This window comes from Desulfurella multipotens (assembly GCF_900101285.1).
Classification (GTDB): Bacteria; Campylobacterota_A; Desulfurellia; order Desulfurellales; family Desulfurellaceae; genus Desulfurella; species Desulfurella acetivorans.
On record NZ_FMYU01000001.1, the window covers coordinates 1 to 20,060 of the forward strand.

Sequence of the window (20,060 nt, forward strand, 5' to 3'; positions counted from 1 at the left end):
ATATACATCAGCGCTTTATTAATAGCATCCAGATAAGCTTTGGCGCTTGCTTCTATAACATCTGTTGCAACACCTCTGCCAATTATATTTTTATCAATATCAGGAAAATATACTTTTACAGTTGCTTCACCCAGGGCTTCTCTGCTTTCTGTTATGGATTTGATTTCATAAAATTTAAGTTGACCTTTGACGAATGTAATGCGCTCTAAAGCTTTATAAACTGCATCTACCGGACCATCTCCCAATGCTGCATCTTCAAAGATCTCACCGTTTTTAGATAACTTTATTGTAGCAGTAGGTGTAATGTTTGTGCCAGAGCTTACCTGCAAGCTCACAATTTCATACACTGATGGACTGAATTTTATTTTATCTTCTACGAGTGCATGTAGGTCTTCGTCGTATACTTCTTTTTTCTTGTCTGCAAGGACTTTGAATTTTTCAAATATGTCTTCAAGTTGTTCTTTGGTTAACTGATAGCCAAGCTCAACAAGCCTTTTTTCAAGTCCGTGTTTGCCTGAGTGTTTGCCAAGCACAAGTGAACTTGAGTCAATACCTACATCTTCTGGTTTCATGATTTCGTATGTGCTTTTTTCTTTAATTACACCGTCTTGGTGTATACCAGCTTCATGTGCAAAGGCATTTTTACCCACTATAGCTTTATTGCGCTGGATATCTATGCCTGTTAGCTTGCTTACAAGCCTGCTTGTGCGGTAGATTTCTTTTGTATTTATATTTGTTGAGGCTTTATATATATCGTTTCTAACCTTTATAGCCATAACAATTTCTTCCAAAGAGGCGTTCCCTGCACGTTCTCCTATGCCGTTTATTGTGCATTCTACCTGATCTGCACCAGCCAAAACTGCAGACAGAGAGTTAGCAACAGCCATACCTAAATCATTGTGACAGTGGACAGAAACTTCTGCTTTATCAATATTTGGTACTTTATTTTTTATGTAGGTTATAAGCTCATAGTATTCTTGAGGTGTAGTGTATCCCACTGTGTCTGGTAAATTTACAACGCTTGCTCCTGCATTAATTACACTTTCGACAACTTTGCAAAGGTAATCCCAGTTTGAGCGTGTTGCATCTTCTGCAGAAAACTCTACTTCTTCGCAGCCATTTCTTGCAAATTTCACAGCATCTACTGCTGCATCAAGCACAGCTTCATAGCTCATTTTTAGTTTCTTTTCTACATGTATAGGGCTTGTTGCTATAAATGTGTGCAGTCTTTTGCGTGGAGCTGGTTTTATTGCTTCTAAACCTTTTTCAATATCTTGCTTTACTGCTCTGGCAAGGGATGCTATGGTAGAATTCTTTATTATTTTTGCTATTGCATTTATTGCTTCAAAATCACCTGGACTTGCTGCAGCAAAGCCTGCTTCAATAACATCAACACCTAACTTTTCAAGTTGTTTTGCAATTGCTATTTTTTCTTCAATATTTAAACTGGCACCCGGTGATTGTTCTCCATCCCTTAGTGTTGTGTCAAATATTTTTACTATCCTGGAGCTCATGGTTAACCCTCCTGATAAATTTCTACCACACTAACAAATTATTCTGTAAATGTCAATTTTTAAGTTTTATAAAAATACAAATAAAGTTGAATTTAATAAAATAGATAATAAATACTGAAATAATTAATAAACTTCTTTTGGTTTATAAAGCTTTATAATATATTTCAATATAATATATTTCAAAAATTTTATCTAATAATTTACTGATTTTAAATATAACGAAGAATTTAAAATTTAAAAATTACCTGTTTTTTTAATAAATATCGTAAGTAATTATTTTATATAATAAAATTTATAATATATATTATTTTTTAAAATTTTATTTTTTGCTTTACAAAAATCAAAATTTTTGGTATATAAAGTGTAGGTTAATCTATTAAAAGGAGGCTACTATGAGAAAAACTATACTATCCGCCTTCTTGTTTTTAACATTGACAGCAACCTCTCGAGCAGAAGTTTATATAGTAAAAAAAGGCGATACATTAACAACAATTGCTCAAAAATTAGGCTTACCATTAGAAAAATTAAAATACGCAAACCCTGGTATTAAAAGCACGGATCTAAGTATTGGTCAAAAGATACTTATACCCCAAATAAAAACCACTACTTCAAATTCACAAACTGCGTCAAACGTTATTACATCAAAAGTTTATATTGTACAAAAAGGTGACAATGCCTTTAATATATCAAAAAAATTAGGTTGCAGCCTTGATCAATTAAAAAATCTTAATCCCAATATAAACTTATCTAATCTAAACGTTGGCGACAGGATTATTGTACCAAATAACACAAAAATAGTCTCAAATACTCAATTGACCAATATTTATATAGTTAAAAGTGGTGATACGGCATCAACTATCGCCAATAAATACAATGTTTCTTTATCAGAATTAGAAAAATTAAATCCTCAATTAAATTTATCAAATATAAATATCGGCGATAGAATTATTTTACCTAATAATGTTTTAAATGACATCAAGAATACTCAAATTGCAGCCCAAAAGAAGACTTTTAAGAATGAGAACTTCTACACTGTTGAACCTGGGGATACCCTCACGGCTATATCGCAAAAAACCGGAATTAATATGAATATAATAAAAAGCTTAAATCCCAGTATTGATTGGTCAAACCTACAAATTGGTGAAGAAATTGTTTTAAGGCCTTCTTTACAAAAAGAACAAACAAAACTATCCAATAATGATATTTACCCTAAAGAAAATCAAGACATAAACTATATAAAATACACTGTAACACCAGGTGATACGCTTTTTTCTATTGCCAAAACTTTTTCTACTACAATTAATGAACTTAAAAAAATTAATTCTTTAACCAGCAATAATCTATCTATAGGCCAAACAATACTTGTTCCACCCAAAATAATAGCAATAAAATCAATGCAAAACAATAACTCTTCAAACAAAACACCAACATACCAAGCAAAAAATAATACAGACCAGCAACAAAATAATGACCAATCTGTTGCTTTAGATAATAGTGAAACCAATAATTATTCTTTGTATTTAGATCATTATACAGTTCAAAAAGGTGATACTCTTTATCAAATAGCAAAAAAATTCAATATAAGTGTTGATGACATCGTAGCGTTAAATAATCTTCCTAACAAAGAAATTACTGTTGGAGAAATTTTGCTTATACCAAATAATAATAAAAATATTGCCTCCATTCAAAAAAACTACTCAACAAGTGAATATTCTCTTATTAACAAAGAAAATCCTTTAAGCGAAAGATTGGTAAAGTATGCTAAACTCTTTGTTGGTACACCTTATCAATGGGGTGGTACAAATTTAGAAACTGGCGTAGATTGTTCTGGTTTTGTACAAGATGTCTTTGCAAAATTTCATATAGATTTACCTCGAACGAGCTCCGAACAATTCAATGTTGGAAAACCTGTATCGCTATCAGACATCAAACCAGGCGATTTATTGTTTTTTCAAACATATCCGGGAACTTATCCTTCTCATGTTGGTATATATATTGGGGACGATAAATTTATATCTGCATTAAATCAAAATACTGGTGTTGTAATATCACCTTTAGATGGCTATTTCCTAAAGAGATTTGTGGGTGCAAGAAGGGTTTTGCCATCTAACCAAAAATTTAATGATAATACTGGGAATAGATCCGGGTAGTAAAACCACCGCTTTTGGTATAGTGGACTGCTTAAATAAGACATTCGAATACGATTTTATTAGTTTACAAAAGATACAGAATTTTGATGATAAGTTATATGCAGTTTTTTTAAAAACTCAAGAAGTAATAAAAAATCATAATATTAACGAAGCTGCGGTTGAGGATGTATTTTATTCTGTAAATATCAAATCATCTTTGAAGCTTAGCGAAATAAAAGGCGCTATACTTGCTGCAGTAAAGCTTTCTAATATTAATGTTGTTCATTATTCAACAAGAGAGATAAAACAAGCGATATCTGGTTACGGAGCTGCTTCAAAAACTCAGCTTAAATTTATCATTGAAAAAACATTTAACAAAAAATTAGATAATTTACCTCTTGATGTGTCTGATGCTATTTCTATTGCTTTAGCGCATTGCAGCTACAAGCATACCGCAAGCCGCATTAATTGATTCACCTTTAGATTTTCTAACAGTAACAAACATATTTTTATCTCTAAGGCGCTGAGCAAATTCTTCAATAGTTTTGTTGTCACTGGGTAATAGATTGTCTGTAAAGATGTGTTTGTTTAAAGGTATTAAATTTATTTTACACTTAATTGGTTTTAGCAATTTAATTAAATTTTTTATGTCTTCTTGTTTATCATTAAAATCTTTAATCATTACATATTCAAACGTCAGTCTTTTTCGTTCCGGCATAGGAAAATCTTTTACACAGTTAATTAATTCTTCTATTGGATAAATGTTGTTTATAGGCATCAAATAACTCCGCTTAATGTTATCAGCTGCATTTAATGATATTGCAAGATTAATATAAGCTAAATCTTTTTTGAGCATTTCAATTTTTGGTATAACACCACAAGTTGATAGTGTTATGCGGCGTCTTGATATACTCAAGCCAAACTCGCTATTAAGTATTAAGATAGCCTTAATTGTATTATCATAATTATCAAGTGGCTCTCCCATACCCATAAATACTATATTTGGCGTTTTATGTGTTGTCTTTTTAATATAATTATAAATATACCATACTTGATAAACAATTTCCCATGCTTGTAAATTTCTAATAAATCCTAGCTTTGCGGTAGCACAAAATTTACAATTCATTTTACATCCTACTTGAGTAGAAACACATATTGTGTTTTTACCTTCTTTCATGGGAATCAAAACAGATTCTACCGCTTGATTATCAAATAACTTAAACAAAAATTTTGTTGTACCATCAAAATCCTTAGTTTTGCTAAACTCAAGTTTTGGAATTATAAATCTTTCACTCAAAAATTTTCTCTCTATTTTTTTTAAAACACTGATGTTTAAAAAATCATCACAACCTTTAGCATATATAAAACTAAATAGCTGTTTTGCTCTGTACTTTTCCCATCCTAAATTGGTAATATATTCTTCAAGTTCACTTAAAGTAAAATTAAAAAAGTTATACATTTTTCTATTTTAGCCCCATAACAACTTCTATTTTTTCTTTTAATACTTCTGGCGTAAATGGTTTTACTATATAATTGTTTACACCTGCTTTTAGTGCTTCAAGTATATCTTCTTTTGCAGCTTCTGTTGTAACCATAATTATAGGCACATCATCCCACTCTCTCATACTACGTATTTTTTTTACAAAGGTCAACCCATCCATATTTGGCATATTCCAATCAGTTATAATAAGATCAACTTTTGTTTGAGACAGTATATCCAATGCTTGCTTGCCATCTTCTGCTTCCAATACATCACTACCGTATCCTATACGAGATAGTGTATTTTTAATAATTCTTCTCATAGTAGAAGAATCATCAATTGTAATAATTTTCATTTAATCTCCCCCTTTTGAAACCTCTTTACTATATCATCTACTTCTTTGTCAATCTGATCTTTTTTAGATTCATCTACAATTGTTTTTGCGACACGGGCTCTAACTTTTTTACCTGATGAAAACCAGTTGTTTAAATACTCATGCAAAGCCTGAATTACGCTTATTACTTTTTCTATCTTTTGTCTTGTAATATCCTGAAATTGCAACAAATCCATAGAATCAAATATGTAATTTTTTAATTCTTCATGTGTTGCTTGAATTTCATCAAAAATTTTTAAAACATTTGCAAAATACTCATAATTTTGTTTTACTGCTGCTTTTGGAAATGCGCTGATAAAAAGATCCATAAATTTTTTATGTTCGTCAAGGTAAGGTTTAATTTTTTTCAATTCCGCATCCATAGCATCAATTCTGCTTACTGCATTTTCAAGAAGCTCAAATAACTGGTTTACCTTTTCTTCACTTTCTCTTGTAATTTCATCAAGCTTGTCTACAACCCTATGGTCTTCCTGGGGATAAACCACCCCTTTTAGGTGTTCAATATTTTCCGACTCTTTTTGTTGAATTTCTATAGTTGGTTCTTCAAAAGTTTCTTTTTTAAGCGTATTTTGGTTATTTTCTTCAAATCTATCCAAAATATTTTCTATATCTTCTTTTTTTGCTGAATTAAAACTGGCAAGCAATTTATCAATTTCGTCTTGAGTACTCATTTTCCCCTCCAATTTTTAAGCCTTTTTTAATGATGCTTGTATGGCAAAATTTCCAAGCTCAGTTTCAAATGGTATAACTATTGTAGGTATACCTTTGGCTGAGCTAATAGTATGTTCTTTACCTACAATAACATTTGGTATAGATATTTTAATATGAATTTTTTTCTCATAAAAGATCTTTTTCACTCTACCTGCTATAATATTTGTTAATTCACCTATTGCATCCCTTGTGTCTGAAGAAAGTCCAAGCACCTCTTCTCCAATAAATCTTGACACTACTTTTAATGCAGTTTGCTTGGGCAAAGAAAAAGCTATTGAGCCTATTGCCTCACCAGTTATTCCAATGATGCCACTTATGTCAAAAAGTGGTTCATTTGTTTGTTTCACGTATGGTTTTGATAATTTGGGTTCAACACCTACTATATCTTTAAAAATTTCTGTAGTAGCTAATATAAAAGGATTTATCCAATCTGCACTGATTGTTGACATTTTTAAAACCTATTTAACATTGTTTGTAACAGCTCTTACAAACTCTTCTGCAATAAATTTTGTACAAAAATCATCAGCTCCTACAGATTTTGCTTTTGCTAAATTAGCACCCCCAGATAAAGATGTATTAACAACAACAGGCAAAGATTCAAATCTTGGGTCTTCTTTTATCTTTTTTGTCAGCGTAAAACCATCCATGTTTGGCATTTCCACATCTGTTATTACTAAATCTAAAATCGACTTAATATTTCCGTTTGAGGTTTCATACAGTGTGTTTAAAAGATCCCATGCTTCCTGACCGTCTTTTGTTTCATAGAGTTTTTCTGTAATAGGCTTTATGGCTTCTTTGATAATCTTTCTTGCAATAGATGAATCATCTGCTATTAAAACATTGGCTTTTCTGGAAATTTTAACATTTGACATATCTTTTTCTATTCTTTGTACATTTTCTGTTCCAAATATGCCAAGCTCCTCGCAAATTTTTTCAAAGTCAACAATTAAAAGTACTTTCTCTTTATCATCATCATCTATGTTGTTAATCGTTCCTATAATCTTATTTTCATACTGACTGGATAATACATCATTTGGTGGCTTTATATCACTCCAGGCAAATCTTCTTATTCTTTTTGCTTCATGTACTATAAATCCAACTGTTACATTATTAAAATTAGCTACGATAATCTTTTTGTTTTTAGTAATTGATGGATCTTGAGGTTCTTTTATATTTAGCCATTTAGCTAAATTAACAATTGGAATTACCTCTCCCCTTAAATTAATCATACCTTCTAATACATCAGATTTACCATGAATACTTATTATTTCTTTTGGGTCTGGATATTTAATTATTTCTTTTATTTTTGCTACATTTATACCGTAAATGTTTTCTTTAATATAGCCAGATCTATCTTCAAACATTCTAAAATCAACAAACTCAACCCTATTTTCACCTACTCTTAAAACTTCTTTCAATTCATCGTTCATGACTTATACCCACCTTCTTTTAGTATGGTATTGACATCAAGCAAAATAATCAAAGCTTCGTCGAGCTTGCCTACACCTTTGATATATTTTTGAACATTTTCATTTACAGTTTCTGGAGAGTTTTCTATATTTTGATTGTTTATATGGTATATTTTTTTTATCCTATCTACGAGGAAACCCACAGTATTATCTTCAACAGAAACAACTATTATTCTGCTATCTTGTGTTATGTCTTTAAACTTATCAAAAAATTTTTTATTTAAATCAACTATAGGAATAATTTTACCTCTTAAATTTATAACTCCAAGTACAAAATCTAATGTATTTGGTATAAAAGTTATATTTATGGGCTTTATTATTTCTGAAACATTTAAAATATCTATACCGTATGTCTCATTTTCTAGATTAAATCCCACCGCTTGCGTATAATCTGAATTAAAACTCTCCATTTAGCTCACCTCAAAATTTTATCATCTTTTCTATTTTTCTATTTACATCAACCATAGTAGTTATTACATGAACGATTTTTTCTAGTGCAGTATAAATAATATTTATCCTATAAGCCAAATCATCTACAACCTTTATTTGTTCACTTATTGCTAATGAGTTTTGGGCTAAAGCTTCACCAATAGAATTTGATTCTTTTTGAGATTGGCTAAACAAACTTGCAAATTCATTAAAATCATTTGCAAGTGTTTCCAAAAAATTGTTGACATTTTCTACATTTTCAACTGCTTCTTCTATTTTACTGTTAAATGTATCAAGAATTTTGTTAATGTTCTTTGTCATATTGTCTGTTTTTGTGGCAAGTTTTCTTATTTCATCTGCAACTACTGCAAAGCCTTTACCAGCTTCACCAACACGTGCTGCTTCAATGGCAGCATTCAATGCAAGCAGGTTTGTTTGTGAAGCAATATCTGATATTGAACCAATTACTTCACTAATTTTTTCTGACGAAATACTTAGGTTTTTTATACTTTCCACAAATGCGCTTAGGTTTTCTTTTTTTTCTGTTATATCTTTATTGCGTTCATCTATTTTTACTTTTAACGCAACATTATTATTATTAAATTGTTCGAAATCAGTATTTATGGATAGTAAATGCTCTGTCATAGATTTCAAGTTGCCGCTCATTTCTTCTATCGATGCAGCAAACACGTTCATCTGATCTTTAATGCCTTTTACATCGCTGTGAATTATATTAAAACTACCTTCTATAGAATTACTAAGAAGCGAATCTTTAACTACACTTTTTGCAAGTTTTGCTATTGTTTGTTTCTCATTTAGCTTATCAATATTGATTAAATTGTTTTTTTTCATTGGATTCACCTTGATATTTCATCTATAATATCGCTTCCACATTTTAAAGACTCCAACCAGCTTAGAAATGTCTTAGCTTCTTCTTTTTTAAATATAGCACCATGTTGTGGAGCTATCATATTTATATCATACTTTCTTATGCGATTGACAAAATTTTTACATACAGCATTTGATGCCATATAACGTTTATGGAAACCTTCCATTAAAGAAACATGACTATCGAAGTTTTCCACAAAAAGATAAGTTTTGCTCCCAAAAACCGCAGCCCCTATGTCTCCACTAAAAAGTATCTTTGAAGCAGGATCATATAAAACATGCTGGCCTGGTGAGTGCATAAAATGTGCTGGTATTGCTTCAAATGAATCAATTTTATCTCCATTATCTTCAATGGGAATAATACGAGAAACATCAGTTATGCCAAAATGTGGCAAAAATCTAACCCAAAGTTTTGAAATATACACATTAGCGTTTGTTATAGAAAGCCACATTGCAATGCCACTTGAAACATCAGGATCTTGATGAGTATAAAAAATATTCTTAATATCATTAAGATCAATATACCTGCTCACATTCGCAACAACTTTTGGGAATACGTGAACGCCACCTGGGTCAAGTAATGTTCCTTTGCCATTTGATATAATTAAATATTGATTAACCTGGATAAAGCCACCTTTTATATCAGATTCATCCCACCCAAGCCATATAAATTTATGACCTGATTCTTCAAATAGTACTTCACCGTTTGATATATTTACCTGTTCGTTTGACAAATTGATATAACCCATAATTATACTCCTTTTTTAGCAGGATTTATTTTTTTGTTTAATAATTTCTTTATATTTTCTATATTTGACTTCTGATTTAAACCTATTAACGCATTCAAACTTGTATCTTCAAAACGGGATTTATCTGACTGTAAATCTTCACTTAAACCTACAATGTATGATTTTTTAGTTGCAGGAAGCTCTCTTATATCGTTTATTAAATCTATTGCATTTGGCATAGATAGATCTAAAAAAACAATACTTGATGGGTGAGAATACAAGGAAGCAATATTATCACTAAAAAGTATATTGTACTCTGCAAAATTTTCTTTTATAAACATAAATTCTTCAAGATTAGCTTTATTTGAAATAACTAAAGCATTTTGCAAAAATTCTTTTTGATCTGCTGTATGAGAAGCTATATTAACGGATAATTTTGAAGCTTGCTTTACTATTGAAACTACGTCCAATATTAATGCAACGCTCCCATCGCCCATAATTGTTGCACCGGCAATTGATTTAACTTTACCTAAATAATTTCCAAGAGGTTTTATTACGACTTCTTCTTGGTTAACAAGTGCATCAACAACTAAACCTAACTGTTTTTCTGCAGATGAAACAATAACAACATATATCTCATCTTTATTTAGTGTTTTTTTGCCTTGAGATATTCTCAGTATATCACCCAAATAAACAAGTGGTACAATAGAACCTCTTAAGCGTAAAACATCCTTGTTTTGAACATGCTCAATATCTGATAATGCAATTCTTACGGTTTCTATAACATTTGCTAAAGGTATGGCAAATAGACTTCCTGCCACTTTAACAAGCAGTGACTGAATGATCGCCAATGTTAAAGGTATTTTTATAATTATTTTTGTGCCTATGTTTGGTTGTGATTTTATTGTTATAATGCCGTTTAGTTTTTCAATGTTTGTTTTTACAACATCCATACCAACTCCACGGCCAGAAATGCTCGAAACTTGATTTGCAGTAGAAAAACCTGGCAAAAAGACAAGATTAAAAATATCGTTTTCACTCATTAAAGATGCCTCTTGCTCTGTAATAATACCATTTTCTATGGCTTTTTGCTTGATTTTTTCTTTATCCATACCTCTGCCATCATCTTCTACACTAATTACTATATGGTTTCCTTCCTGAGAAGCTGAAAGCTTTAAGGTCCCAATTTTATTTTTACCTTTTTGAATTCGCTCACTTGGAGATTCTATACCATGGTCAATTGCATTTCTAATTAAATGAACAAAGGGCTCATTAATTTCTTCTACAATACTTTTGTCAAGTTCTGTTTCGGCACCTTCTATAACAAGATTTACTTCTTTATTTAAATCCCTGCAAATATCCCTTACAACCCTTGGAAATTTATTGAAAACTTTACCTATTTCAACCATTCTGGTTTTCATTATAGCCATTTGTAAATCAGTAGTAACAAGCGTTATTTGAGACGAAATATTTGAAAGACTATCTGCAATATCGTCATTTTCATTTTGTTCTGAAACAATATTTGCAAGCCTTACAAGCCTGTTTTTTGCTAAAACCAACTCACCCGCCAAATCCATCAAATCATCTAACTTTTTAACATCCACCCTAATAGTTTGCTTGTCAAGGTCCTGTTTTGATTTATCCTGGGGCTCTTTATTGGACATGATTTTTTGAGATTCAACTTCTTCAACCTTGCTTTGTGTTAAGGTTTGCGTATCAATTCTTTCAGATTGTTTGCTGGTTTGAGTATCTTTTGTTTCTTGAGTTTTATTATTTTGTTGTTTAGCTTTCCTTCGTTCTTTATCTTCTTTTATTCTTTGTTCTAAAAGTTTTTGAATTTCAGCATTGAGTTCTTCGTCCGTTAAATTTGTTTTTTTGGCTGGCACAGGTTCTTCTTGAATCTCTTCTATTTGAAGTTTAATTATATCATTTTCGCTTTCAATAACAGATTCTTGCACTTGTTCTTGAAGTTCTTTGGATTCTTGAGGTTGTGAAGGTTCTTCAATAAGTTTTTCTTCAGAGTCTTTTTGTATTGTATCTATCTGGCTTGGTTTATTTTGGGCTTTTAATAGTTTATGTATTTCTTGCTCTATATCTATATCATCAATGGATTGGTTTTGTTTTATTGCTTCAAGCATTGCCTTGAGTTTGTCAACACTCATTAGTATTGCATCCATAATTGATGGTGTTAATTCTAACTCAAAGCGTCTAAGAGAATTCAATAAATCTTCAAGCTTGTGCGTAAGTTCAGTCATCTTTTCAAAACCTAAAAAGCTTGAAGAACCTTTTATTGTATGAAACGCCCTAAAAACTTTGTTTAACAAATCTGCATCTGTCGGTGATTTTTCAAGTGCCACCAAATCTTCATCGAGGCTTTCTAAAAGCTCTGTAGTTTCAACTATAAAATCTCTTAATATTTCATCCATTTCATTAAAACTAGTCATCTTCACTCTCCTTTTTAAGGGTAATATCACCTAAATTAGCCAGCGTTTGAGCTAAAGCATCCATTAAATTATTTACAGATTTAACCAATTCACCTAGTTCATCATTGCTTTCGTATGTTATGCGTTTTGATACATCTCCCATGATAATTGAGTTAATTGTATTTGTAGCATCCAAAATTGGCTTTACTATTTTATTTGATGCCCACATACTGAAAAACAATGCTATCAAAATTGTAATTACACTAAAAAAAGAAAAAATTCCAAGCATCAAAATCGTTTTTGAGTTGATTTGTTTATTAAGTCTAGTAACATCTTCCATTAGACTATTGATTGGTAATGTTAAGCCTAATCCCCACCCCGTTTTAGGTATTGAAGTATATCCAACGTATTTTTCAACACCACGAAATGTATAAGAAGATGTACCGGTTTTTCCTTTTAAAATAAAATTTCTCATTAAATATGCTAATTTATCTCCATTTTCAGGGTTTGTTAAATCTACATGGTCTTTTAATGTAATAAGCGGATGTTCTTTGACTTTTGGATCAAACACAAGCACACCTTTATGATCTGTCATCCATAGATATTTATCACTCATAGGTCTAATTTGTGCACTTTGCAAAATAGAAAATATACCTGAAGGATCTATTTCAAAAAGAATATATCCTTCATCTTTAAATGGAAATAAAAAAGAAAAGTAAGCATTTTTATCTTTCTCTAAATAAAAATCGACAAAGTAATCATTATTTGAAAACCTTTTATATTCTCCTGCTTTAATTTGATTGATAGCGCCTTCAAAAGTTGCACCTTTTGGATATGAATAAATAATAGAAAAATTTTTATCTAACATAGCTATACCTTTTATATTTAAATCTCTACTTGTCACAGTATAAATATTTGGTATGTATTTTGTCGGATCTTTTGCGTTTGACAAAAAATTAACAGTAGAAGCACACATTTTTTCTTTTATATTTAAATTTGCTTCTATAATCCTTGCATAACTTTTAACTTCATCTTCAAGATAATGATTTGCTTGTATTGCAAAAACATTCTTGCTTGAGTTTATAAAAAAGCTTCGAAGAGAAAAGAGGTTATATAATGAAATTAAACTAAAAAGTACAGAAACTATTAACATTATAGAAAAGGTGTACGCTACAATTTTTGTTCTAATACTTTTTTTAAACAATATTCAACCTCTGTATACGCATTCTCGAGCGTTTTTCTATTGGTAAAATTAACTTTACAGTTGTTGTATTATTGCGTGATATTATACGCAGTCTACCTTTGTGAGCTTGTACTATTAGTTTTGATATAAATAAACCCAAACCTACATTTTTGGGTTTTGTGGAATAAAACGGTGTAAATAACATGCTTAGTCTTTCTTTATCAATTCCACCGCCATTATCTTTTATGCTGATTATAATATTATTGTCTTCTTTTTGACAAGACATAAAAATATTACCTTTTTCTTCAATTGATTCATAAGCATTTTTTAAAATTTCTTCTAAAACTAAACCAAAAAGTTTTTTATCCAAAAAAAGACTACTATTACAATTAAAATTATAACTATAATCAATAAACTTTGCGGTATTTTCTTTCCTAAAATTCTCAAAAGCACTATTTAAAAATTCATCAATACTAACTTTTTCTAATTTTAATTCAGAAGCATTGTTTATTATTTCAATATCAAGTACAACTTTCATTATTTTTGAAAACTCATTCTGTATGGATTCAATATAAGGCTCAATCTCTTTCTTTAAATCATTTGGTAATTTCTTTTTGATAAGGTTTAAAAAACCACTTATTGACATTATTGGGTTCCTAAGAACATGTGCAATACCTTGAGAAATATATTTTAAATAACTATAATTAAGATTTTTTTGACTTAAACTAAGTTTACTAAATCCTGAAAGAACTATTATTTCAAAAACAAAAAACTCACTATTTTTAAAAACATTAATATAACAAAACTGTATCTTTTCATTCTTATCAATAAAGCGTATAAAGTTTTTATATGTACCTTCTTTATTTAATACATCTAATAAATTTTCAAAAAATATTTTTCGATCATCAGGTTGAAAAATATTTCTTACATCATCGTCAACCTTGATATTGAAACGCTCCTTAGCTTTAGCATTTGAGTACACAACTTTATTATTTTTATCAAAAACTACTATACAGCTTTCAAGAAAATCAAAAATCTCTACATTCACATAATAACCTCTTGGTTTGACTAAATTAATATAACATAATTTTACTTATTTATCAAATACTCTCTTAAATATTTTATCAATATTCCTTAGAAAATAAGTATAATCAAAACACTCATTAAGTTCTTTTTCGGATAAATATTTACCAATTATTTCATTTTTAGCTAAAAGTAATTTATAATCCAACTTATTGTTCCACGATTCAAATGCCAAACTTTGTGTAATTTTATAAGCAGTTTCTTTATCAAGGCCTTTTTCAATTAGCTTTAGCATTACCCTTTGAGAATATATCACACCTCTTGTTAAGTTAAGATTTTCAAACATTTTTTCTTTATACACAACCAGATTAGAGAGGATATTATTCAGTCTATTTAGCATAAAATCAATTGCTATACTTGAATCAGGTAGAATTATGCGCTCATTTGATGAGTGACTGATATCGCGCTCATGCCATAAAGCCACATTTTCAAGAGCGCATAAAGCGTTTGATCTAACAAGCCTTGCAAGACCGTCTAAGTTTTCACTCAATACCGGGTTTCTTTTGTGCGGCATACTTGAAGAACCCTTCTGACCACCATGAAAGTACTCTTCTGCTTCTTGAACTTCCGTTCTTTGATAATGTCTAATTTGTAAAGCAATTTTTTCAATAGTCGCTGCAATTATAGCAAGGGTAGTCATATACTGGGCATATCTATCCCTTTGGATAATCTGATTGGAAATAGGATCAGGTTTTAGACCCAAAATCTCGCAAGCACGCTCTTCTACTTTTATATCAACATTTGCAAATGTCCCCATAGAACCAGAAATTTTGCCGTATGAGACTATTTGTTTTGCTTGTTCCATTCTTTGCAAGTTTCTCTTCATTTCTTCATACCAAAGCGCAATTACAAACCCAAATGTAATAGGTTCTGCGTGTATACCATGAGAGCGGCCAATCATTGGTGTATCTTTAAACTCAAATGCCCTTCTTTTAAGTGTTTCAAGTAATTGTTTAATATCATCAATTATAATCTCGCATGAACGTTTTAAAAGTAAAGCATTTGCGGTATCAACTATGTCTGACGATGTAACACCATAGTGTAAAAAACTGCCTTCTTGAGGTGTCAAATACTCTCTGACATTTTCATTGAAAGCTACAATATCATGACGTGTAATTTCTTCTATTTCTTCAATGCGTTTTACATCAAATTTTGCCTTTTTTCTAACGCTTTGGGTTATACCAGCTGGGATTGTACCCATTTCTTCATGAGCTTGCATAATTGCTAGTTCTACTTCAAGCCACTTTTGGTATTTATTTTCCAGCGTCCAAACATCCCCCATGATTTTTCTTGTATATCGCTCTATCATACACACCTCATCTGTAAATTTGATTTTTTATTTTTATGTTAATCAAAATACCTATCGCAATAAAATTTGTTATGACAGCAGAACCACCATAGCTTACAAACGGCAACGGCACACCTACAACAGGTAACAAACCTATAGTCATTCCGATATTGAATATCATAGATACAGATAGCATCACAGTAACACCTATTATAACAATTTTTTCAAATATAGAGCTTGCAATATCAATAAATGATAAACATCTAAAAATTATAAAAAGATACAAGCTAATTAAAAGTACTGCACTAATAAAACCCCATTGTTCGCAAAAAGCGGCAAATATAAAATCCGTATGATTTTCTGGTAAAAAATTAAGTATTGTTTGTGTTGCACCTGCAGCAGTTTTACCAAAAAGACCGCCTGAACCTACTGCAATTTCCGATTGGATAATATGATAGCCATATGTGTGTGGAGACAAATAAGGGTTGATAAAAGCAATGAGCCGTTCTTTTTGATAATTTTTTAATAAACTCCAAAAAAAAGGCATAGCAATTAGAAAAAATATAACAGATTTAATCAAAAATGTCTTTTTAACGCCAACACTTAATATAATTGCCAAACCAATAATAAGAATAATCAAAGCAGTACCTAAATCTGGTTGTTTTATGATTAAAACAGCTGGAAACAGTATTAAAGCAAATGGTAGATACAAATCTTTAAAATTATACTTTGAACTTTTTATATACTCATCAAAGTAGGCAGCCAAAACCAAAATTATTGCCAATTTCATAAATTCAGATGGTTGTATATTAAAAAAACCCAAAGATATCCAGCGTTTAGCACCATGTCCTACAAAACCTATAAAAAACACAACTAACAAAACAAACAAAACAAAAATATAAAAAGCAAAAGCATAAGTTTTAATCAGTTTTAAATCAATATTTGCAACCAATAAACATAAAAAAACTCCAATCAACTCCCATAGGATTTGCTTATTATAAAATATTTTACCAGCATCTGTTGTGTAAATTAAAAAAACACTCAAAACACCAAGCAAACAAACCGCTACAAACAATGGATAGTCAAAATATTTAAATTTTCTTTTGTCAATTTGCAACATCTTCAATTAAACCAAATATTTCAATCAAATACAGTTATGGAGTTTTTGCCAGACCTTTTAGAAGAATATAGTGCAGCATCTACCCTTTCCATTATAGATTCAAACGTATCGTCTTTTCTTACACTTGTTAAACCTATGGAAAAAGTAACTTTGAATTCTTCATCTTTTTTTCTAAAAACAACCTTAGACATTTTTTGGACAAATTTTTCTGCAACTTTTTTTGCACTATTTATATCCGTTTCTGGCATTAAAACAACAAATTCATCACCACCGTAACGAATTGGTATATCTGAAGTGCGAATATTTTTCTTTATAAGATTTCCTATCTGACAAAGGACATTATCGCCTATCTGGTGGCCGAATTTATCATTTATATCTTTAAAATCATCAACATCAATCATTTGAAGACTAAAAATACGACCATAGCGTTGCATAAAATATAGGTTTTCTTTTAGTTTTATTTGTAGATATTCCCTTAAATATAAACCAGTTAAGCCATCACGGTAGACTTTTACTTTTATTTTTTCTAATGATTGTCTTTCTTGCTCAATATTGCGCATTGCCTTTTCCAAATTTATTCTAAGGGATAAATTTATCTTTTTAAGTTTTTCTAGCTCCTCATATGCATTACTTGAATCTTCAAGGTTAACATTTTCCTGTGCAGCTATAGTTTCGCTAATATTATTGCTTATCTCTGACATTTCTTTTTTTAAATTTTCAATTATTAGATTAATTTTTTCTTTTATTGGATCTAAAAGTTCATCCTGTTTAGTGTATTCGTCGTATAAATAATTTTTTAAACTATTATGATCAATACCTTTTTGCATAGCAACTTCAATAAATAATTTGTAATAATTGTAGGGTGTTAAACTTACATTTTCTTCTATAGCTTTATTAAGTGTTTCACTAATTAGTTCTTCTATCATAAAAACCTCAAATTATCACAGGTAATAATCCTTTGCATACCATGTTGAGTTTCAACCAACAAAAAACCATACTCATCTATATCTTTTGCTACTCCCTGAATTTTTTTATTATCACTTACAATTTCTACCCTTTTTTTAAGTGTTGTTTCGTATAATTTCCACAATTTTAGTATATTCTTTTTATAATTATTTTCAATTAATTTAATTAATAAAAATAAATAGTACATTATTTTATCTAAAAGATTTAATCTATCTATAATTGTTTTTGTAATTTCATAAGTACTTGTTGCATTTATTTCTTCTGGTATATTTTGCCAATTTACATTAACGCCAAATCCTATTACAAGTTCTTCAATGAAAGACATATCGCTTTTTACATCAACCAAAATACCACTTATTTTTTTGCCATCTACCAAACAATCATTTGGCCATTTTATTTTTGCTTGTACGCCAATATCATTTAGTGCCATACAAACAGCAATGCAACCAGCAAACATCACAAATAAACCATCTTGGGGGCCTAAGTTTTTTGGCAAATAAATATATGAAGCGTATATATTTTGCCCAAATGACAACCAGTGTCTGTTTTTTCTTCCCCTTCCCTCTGTCTGGCTTAATGCAACAATAAGAGTTTTGTGTGCTAAATCTCTACTATTTTGTAGCAATTTTCCTGCTTCATCCATAGTAGAAGTGGTATTTTCAAAAAAAATTACATTTTCTACAGCCTTATTTTCTTTAAGTTTATGAATCTCGTAAACATTTAGTAAATCAGGTGGTTTTTGAATTAACTTATAGCCAACACCTCTTTTTGCTTCTATTAAATAACCTGCATTTTTTAGCTTTTTAATATGTTGCCATATAGCAATTCTTGAAATTTGGGTTTTTGCGCATAAATTCTCACTACTTACAAATTCATTTTTATTATTGGATAGTGTTTCTAAAATTATTTGCGTTATATTCATCTGTTCCGCAAAGCTTTATTTAATAATTTTATGGCGCAAAATTTACCGCACATTGTACACACATCACTTTCTTTTGGCATTGAAGACTCTCTTTGCGATTTTACATAATTTGGGTCGATAGATAGCTCTATCATTTTATTCCAATCAAGATTTTTTCTGGCTTTAGACATTTCTATATCCCAATCAATTGCGCCAGGGATTTTTTTTGCAATATCTGCAGCATGAGCTGCAATTCGCGTAACAATTACTCCTTCTCTTACGTCTTCTGGGTTTGGTAGCCTTACATGTTCTGCTTTTGTTACGTAACATAGCATATCTGCTCCATATGAAGCCATTAAAGCACCACCTATTGCACTTGTTATATGGTCATAACCTGGCGCTATATCTGTGACAACTGGACCTAACACATAAAATGGTGCCCCCTCGCACACTGCTTCTTCAATCTTGGCGTTTGTTATAATCTGATCTATTGGTACATGCCCTGGACCTTCAATCATAGATTGCACACCTGCTTTGAGTGCTTTCTTATGAAGTTCTCCTAAAATAATCAACTCTTCAATCTGAGCTCTATCTGTAGCATCGGCTATTGCGCCTGGTCTGAAACCATCACCCAAAGAAATTGTTACATCATATTTTTTAACAATCTCAAGTATATCATCAAAATATTCATACAATGGATTTTCTTTTTCATGATACAACATCCAGACAGCCAAAAAAGAACCACCCCTAGATACTATGTCTTCTATTCTACCCTGATTAATCAGTCTTTCAAGCGAACTCTGGGTTACACCACAGTGAAGAGTCATGTAGTCTATGCCATCTTGGGCTTGTTTTTCTATTGTTTTTAACAAATAATCCTTCGTTAAATGAACAATCGAGCCTTCTTTCGTTGCTACCTCAACTGCTGCTTGATATATTGGAACATTGCCTACAACTATTGTGGATTCATGTAAAATTTTTCTCCTAAAAAAATCTAAATCACCTCCTGTTGAAAGGTCCATAATTGAATCAGCTTTAGCTTCAATTGCAGCTTTGACTTTAAGTAATTCAGCATTAATATCAACTATATCAGAAGAAGTGCCAATATTAGCATTAACTTTTGTTCTCAAACCTTTACCTACGCCCATTGCTTCAATTTGGTGGTTTATGTTTTTTGGTATAACTATTGTTCCCTTTATCAAACCTTCCATTATAAATTCAGGGCTTCTTTTTTCTTTTAAAGCAACTTCTTCAATTTGTTTTGTAACAATGCCTTTTTGGGCATATTCAATTTGAGTCATAACACCCCCTTAAATTAAATGTATTATTACATTAATTATCAAATTTATCAAGT

The 20,060-nt window shown here is 30.6% G+C and carries 19 protein-coding genes; 2 read left to right on the top strand and 17 right to left on the bottom strand.

The window, feature by feature from the left end; all coding sequences use genetic code 11:
• Positions 1–1,514, bottom strand: a 1,514-nt coding sequence (locus BLQ93_RS00005) for a 2-isopropylmalate synthase (RefSeq protein ID WP_143338629.1), incomplete at its 3' end; no start/stop codon positions are given.
• 392 nt (positions 1,515–1,906) lie between these two features.
• Here BLQ93_RS00005 and BLQ93_RS00010 point away from each other — a divergent pair.
• Both BLQ93_RS00010 and ruvC read left to right on the top strand, forming a co-directional pair.
• On the top strand, positions 1,907–3,664 hold the full coding sequence (locus BLQ93_RS00010) for a LysM peptidoglycan-binding domain-containing protein (RefSeq protein WP_092127226.1): 1,758 nt from the start codon (positions 1,907–1,909) through the stop codon (positions 3,662–3,664).
• A complete protein-coding gene (gene ruvC, locus BLQ93_RS00015; protein WP_025392382.1) occupies positions 3,636–4,115 on the top strand; it encodes a crossover junction endodeoxyribonuclease RuvC in 480 nt (159 codons plus the stop codon). Before BLQ93_RS00010 ends, ruvC begins: the two co-directional genes overlap by 29 nt.
• Here the strand turns inward: ruvC and rlmN are convergent.
• The 16 genes from rlmN to thiC form a co-directional block, all read right to left on the bottom strand.
• The gene (gene rlmN / locus BLQ93_RS00020; protein WP_092127229.1) at positions 4,071–5,102 is read right to left on the bottom strand and encodes a dual-specificity RNA methyltransferase RlmN; all 1,032 of its coding nucleotides are present in this window, start codon (positions 5,100–5,102) and stop codon (positions 4,071–4,073) included. The genes ruvC and rlmN overlap by 45 nt on opposite strands.
• 4 nt (positions 5,103–5,106) lie before the next feature.
• Positions 5,107–5,478 (bottom strand): response regulator, encoded by a 372-nt coding sequence (locus BLQ93_RS00025; RefSeq protein WP_092127231.1) that lies wholly within the window; start codon positions 5,476–5,478, stop codon positions 5,107–5,109.
• A complete protein-coding gene (locus BLQ93_RS00030) occupies positions 5,475–6,188 on the bottom strand; it encodes a hypothetical protein (protein ID WP_092127234.1) in 714 nt (237 codons plus the stop codon). Before BLQ93_RS00030 ends, BLQ93_RS00025 begins: the two co-directional genes overlap by 4 nt.
• Before the next feature lie 15 nt (positions 6,189–6,203).
• Complete coding sequence (locus BLQ93_RS00035; RefSeq protein WP_092127236.1) at positions 6,204–6,677, bottom strand: chemotaxis protein CheX; 474 nt, start codon at positions 6,675–6,677, stop codon at positions 6,204–6,206.
• A 9-nt stretch (positions 6,678–6,686) separates the two neighbouring features.
• A complete protein-coding gene (locus BLQ93_RS09705) occupies positions 6,687–7,658 on the bottom strand; it encodes a chemotaxis protein (RefSeq protein WP_092127239.1) in 972 nt (323 codons plus the stop codon).
• Positions 7,655–8,107 carry a chemotaxis protein CheW gene (locus BLQ93_RS00045; protein WP_025392386.1) on the bottom strand — a complete coding sequence of 151 codons (453 nt, stop codon included), beginning with the start codon at positions 8,105–8,107 and terminating at the stop codon, positions 7,655–7,657. Before BLQ93_RS00045 ends, BLQ93_RS09705 begins: the two co-directional genes overlap by 4 nt.
• Positions 8,108–8,117: 10 nt before the next feature.
• Positions 8,118–8,978, bottom strand: coding sequence for a methyl-accepting chemotaxis protein (locus tag BLQ93_RS09710; protein WP_092127242.1), 861 nt, complete (start codon positions 8,976–8,978; stop codon positions 8,118–8,120).
• A 5-nt stretch (positions 8,979–8,983) separates the two neighbouring features.
• The gene (locus BLQ93_RS00055) at positions 8,984–9,763 is read right to left on the bottom strand and encodes an oxygen-binding di-iron domain-containing protein (protein WP_092127244.1); all 780 of its coding nucleotides are present in this window, start codon (positions 9,761–9,763) and stop codon (positions 8,984–8,986) included.
• A gap of 2 nt (positions 9,764–9,765) precedes the next feature.
• Positions 9,766–12,186 (bottom strand): chemotaxis protein CheA, encoded by a 2,421-nt coding sequence (locus BLQ93_RS00060; protein WP_092127247.1) that lies wholly within the window; start codon positions 12,184–12,186, stop codon positions 9,766–9,768.
• Positions 12,179–13,318: a HAMP domain-containing protein gene (locus BLQ93_RS00065; RefSeq protein WP_143338631.1), complete on the bottom strand. Its 1,140-nt coding sequence runs from the start codon at positions 13,316–13,318 to the stop codon at positions 12,179–12,181. The genes BLQ93_RS00060 and BLQ93_RS00065 overlap by 8 nt, the downstream gene beginning before the upstream one ends.
• Before the next feature lie 43 nt (positions 13,319–13,361).
• On the bottom strand, positions 13,362–14,396 hold the full coding sequence (locus BLQ93_RS00070; protein ID WP_092127252.1) for a sensor histidine kinase: 1,035 nt from the start codon (positions 14,394–14,396) through the stop codon (positions 13,362–13,364).
• Between the two features lie 45 nt (positions 14,397–14,441).
• Positions 14,442–15,740, bottom strand: a complete 1,299-nt coding sequence (gene purB, locus BLQ93_RS00075; RefSeq protein WP_092127255.1) for an adenylosuccinate lyase — start codon at positions 15,738–15,740, stop codon at positions 14,442–14,444.
• A gap of 7 nt (positions 15,741–15,747) precedes the next feature.
• Positions 15,748–16,794, bottom strand: a complete 1,047-nt coding sequence (rodA, locus tag BLQ93_RS00080) for a rod shape-determining protein RodA (RefSeq protein WP_159427445.1) — start codon at positions 16,792–16,794, stop codon at positions 15,748–15,750.
• 65 nt (positions 16,795–16,859) lie between these two features.
• A complete protein-coding gene (locus tag BLQ93_RS00085; protein ID WP_092127260.1) occupies positions 16,860–17,765 on the bottom strand; it encodes a GGDEF domain-containing protein in 906 nt (301 codons plus the stop codon).
• A complete protein-coding gene (locus tag BLQ93_RS00090; RefSeq protein WP_092127262.1) occupies positions 17,762–18,727 on the bottom strand; it encodes a biotin--[acetyl-CoA-carboxylase] ligase in 966 nt (321 codons plus the stop codon). The genes BLQ93_RS00085 and BLQ93_RS00090 overlap by 4 nt, the downstream gene beginning before the upstream one ends.
• Positions 18,724–20,007 (bottom strand): phosphomethylpyrimidine synthase ThiC, encoded by a 1,284-nt coding sequence (thiC, locus tag BLQ93_RS00095; RefSeq protein WP_025392396.1) that lies wholly within the window; start codon positions 20,005–20,007, stop codon positions 18,724–18,726. The genes BLQ93_RS00090 and thiC overlap by 4 nt, the downstream gene beginning before the upstream one ends.
• Between the last annotated feature and the right edge of the window lie 53 nt (positions 20,008–20,060).

Excerpts from the sequence above, each read along its gene's own strand:
- BLQ93_RS00010 (WP_092127226.1), top strand. The coding sequence starts at position 1,907 with ATGAGAAAAACTATACTATCCGCCTTCTTGTTTTTAACATTGACAGCA.
- ruvC (WP_025392382.1), top strand. The coding sequence starts at position 3,636 with ATGATAATACTGGGAATAGATCCGGGTAGTAAAACCACCGCTTTTGGT.
- rlmN (WP_092127229.1), bottom strand. The coding sequence starts at position 5,102 with ATGTATAACTTTTTTAATTTTACTTTAAGTGAACTTGAAGAATATATT.
- BLQ93_RS00025 (WP_092127231.1), bottom strand. The coding sequence starts at position 5,478 with ATGAAAATTATTACAATTGATGATTCTTCTACTATGAGAAGAATTATT.
- BLQ93_RS00030 (WP_092127234.1), bottom strand. The coding sequence starts at position 6,188 with ATGAGTACTCAAGACGAAATTGATAAATTGCTTGCCAGTTTTAATTCA.
- BLQ93_RS00035 (WP_092127236.1), bottom strand. The coding sequence starts at position 6,677 with ATGTCAACAATCAGTGCAGATTGGATAAATCCTTTTATATTAGCTACT.
- BLQ93_RS09705 (WP_092127239.1), bottom strand. The coding sequence starts at position 7,658 with ATGAACGATGAATTGAAAGAAGTTTTAAGAGTAGGTGAAAATAGGGTT.
- BLQ93_RS00045 (WP_025392386.1), bottom strand. The coding sequence starts at position 8,107 with ATGGAGAGTTTTAATTCAGATTATACGCAAGCGGTGGGATTTAATCTA.
- BLQ93_RS09710 (WP_092127242.1), bottom strand. The coding sequence starts at position 8,978 with ATGAAAAAAAACAATTTAATCAATATTGATAAGCTAAATGAGAAACAA.
- BLQ93_RS00055 (WP_092127244.1), bottom strand. The coding sequence starts at position 9,763 with ATGGGTTATATCAATTTGTCAAACGAACAGGTAAATATATCAAACGGT.
- BLQ93_RS00060 (WP_092127247.1), bottom strand. The coding sequence starts at position 12,186 with ATGACTAGTTTTAATGAAATGGATGAAATATTAAGAGATTTTATAGTT.
- BLQ93_RS00065 (WP_143338631.1), bottom strand. The coding sequence starts at position 13,318 with ATGTTAATAGTTTCTGTACTTTTTAGTTTAATTTCATTATATAACCTC.
- purB (WP_092127255.1), bottom strand. The coding sequence starts at position 15,740 with ATGATAGAGCGATATACAAGAAAAATCATGGGGGATGTTTGGACGCTG.
- BLQ93_RS00085 (WP_092127260.1), bottom strand. The coding sequence starts at position 17,765 with ATGATAGAAGAACTAATTAGTGAAACACTTAATAAAGCTATAGAAGAA.
- BLQ93_RS00090 (WP_092127262.1), bottom strand. The coding sequence starts at position 18,727 with ATGAATATAACGCAAATAATTTTAGAAACACTATCCAATAATAAAAAT.
- thiC (WP_025392396.1), bottom strand. The coding sequence starts at position 20,007 with ATGACTCAAATTGAATATGCCCAAAAAGGCATTGTTACAAAACAAATT.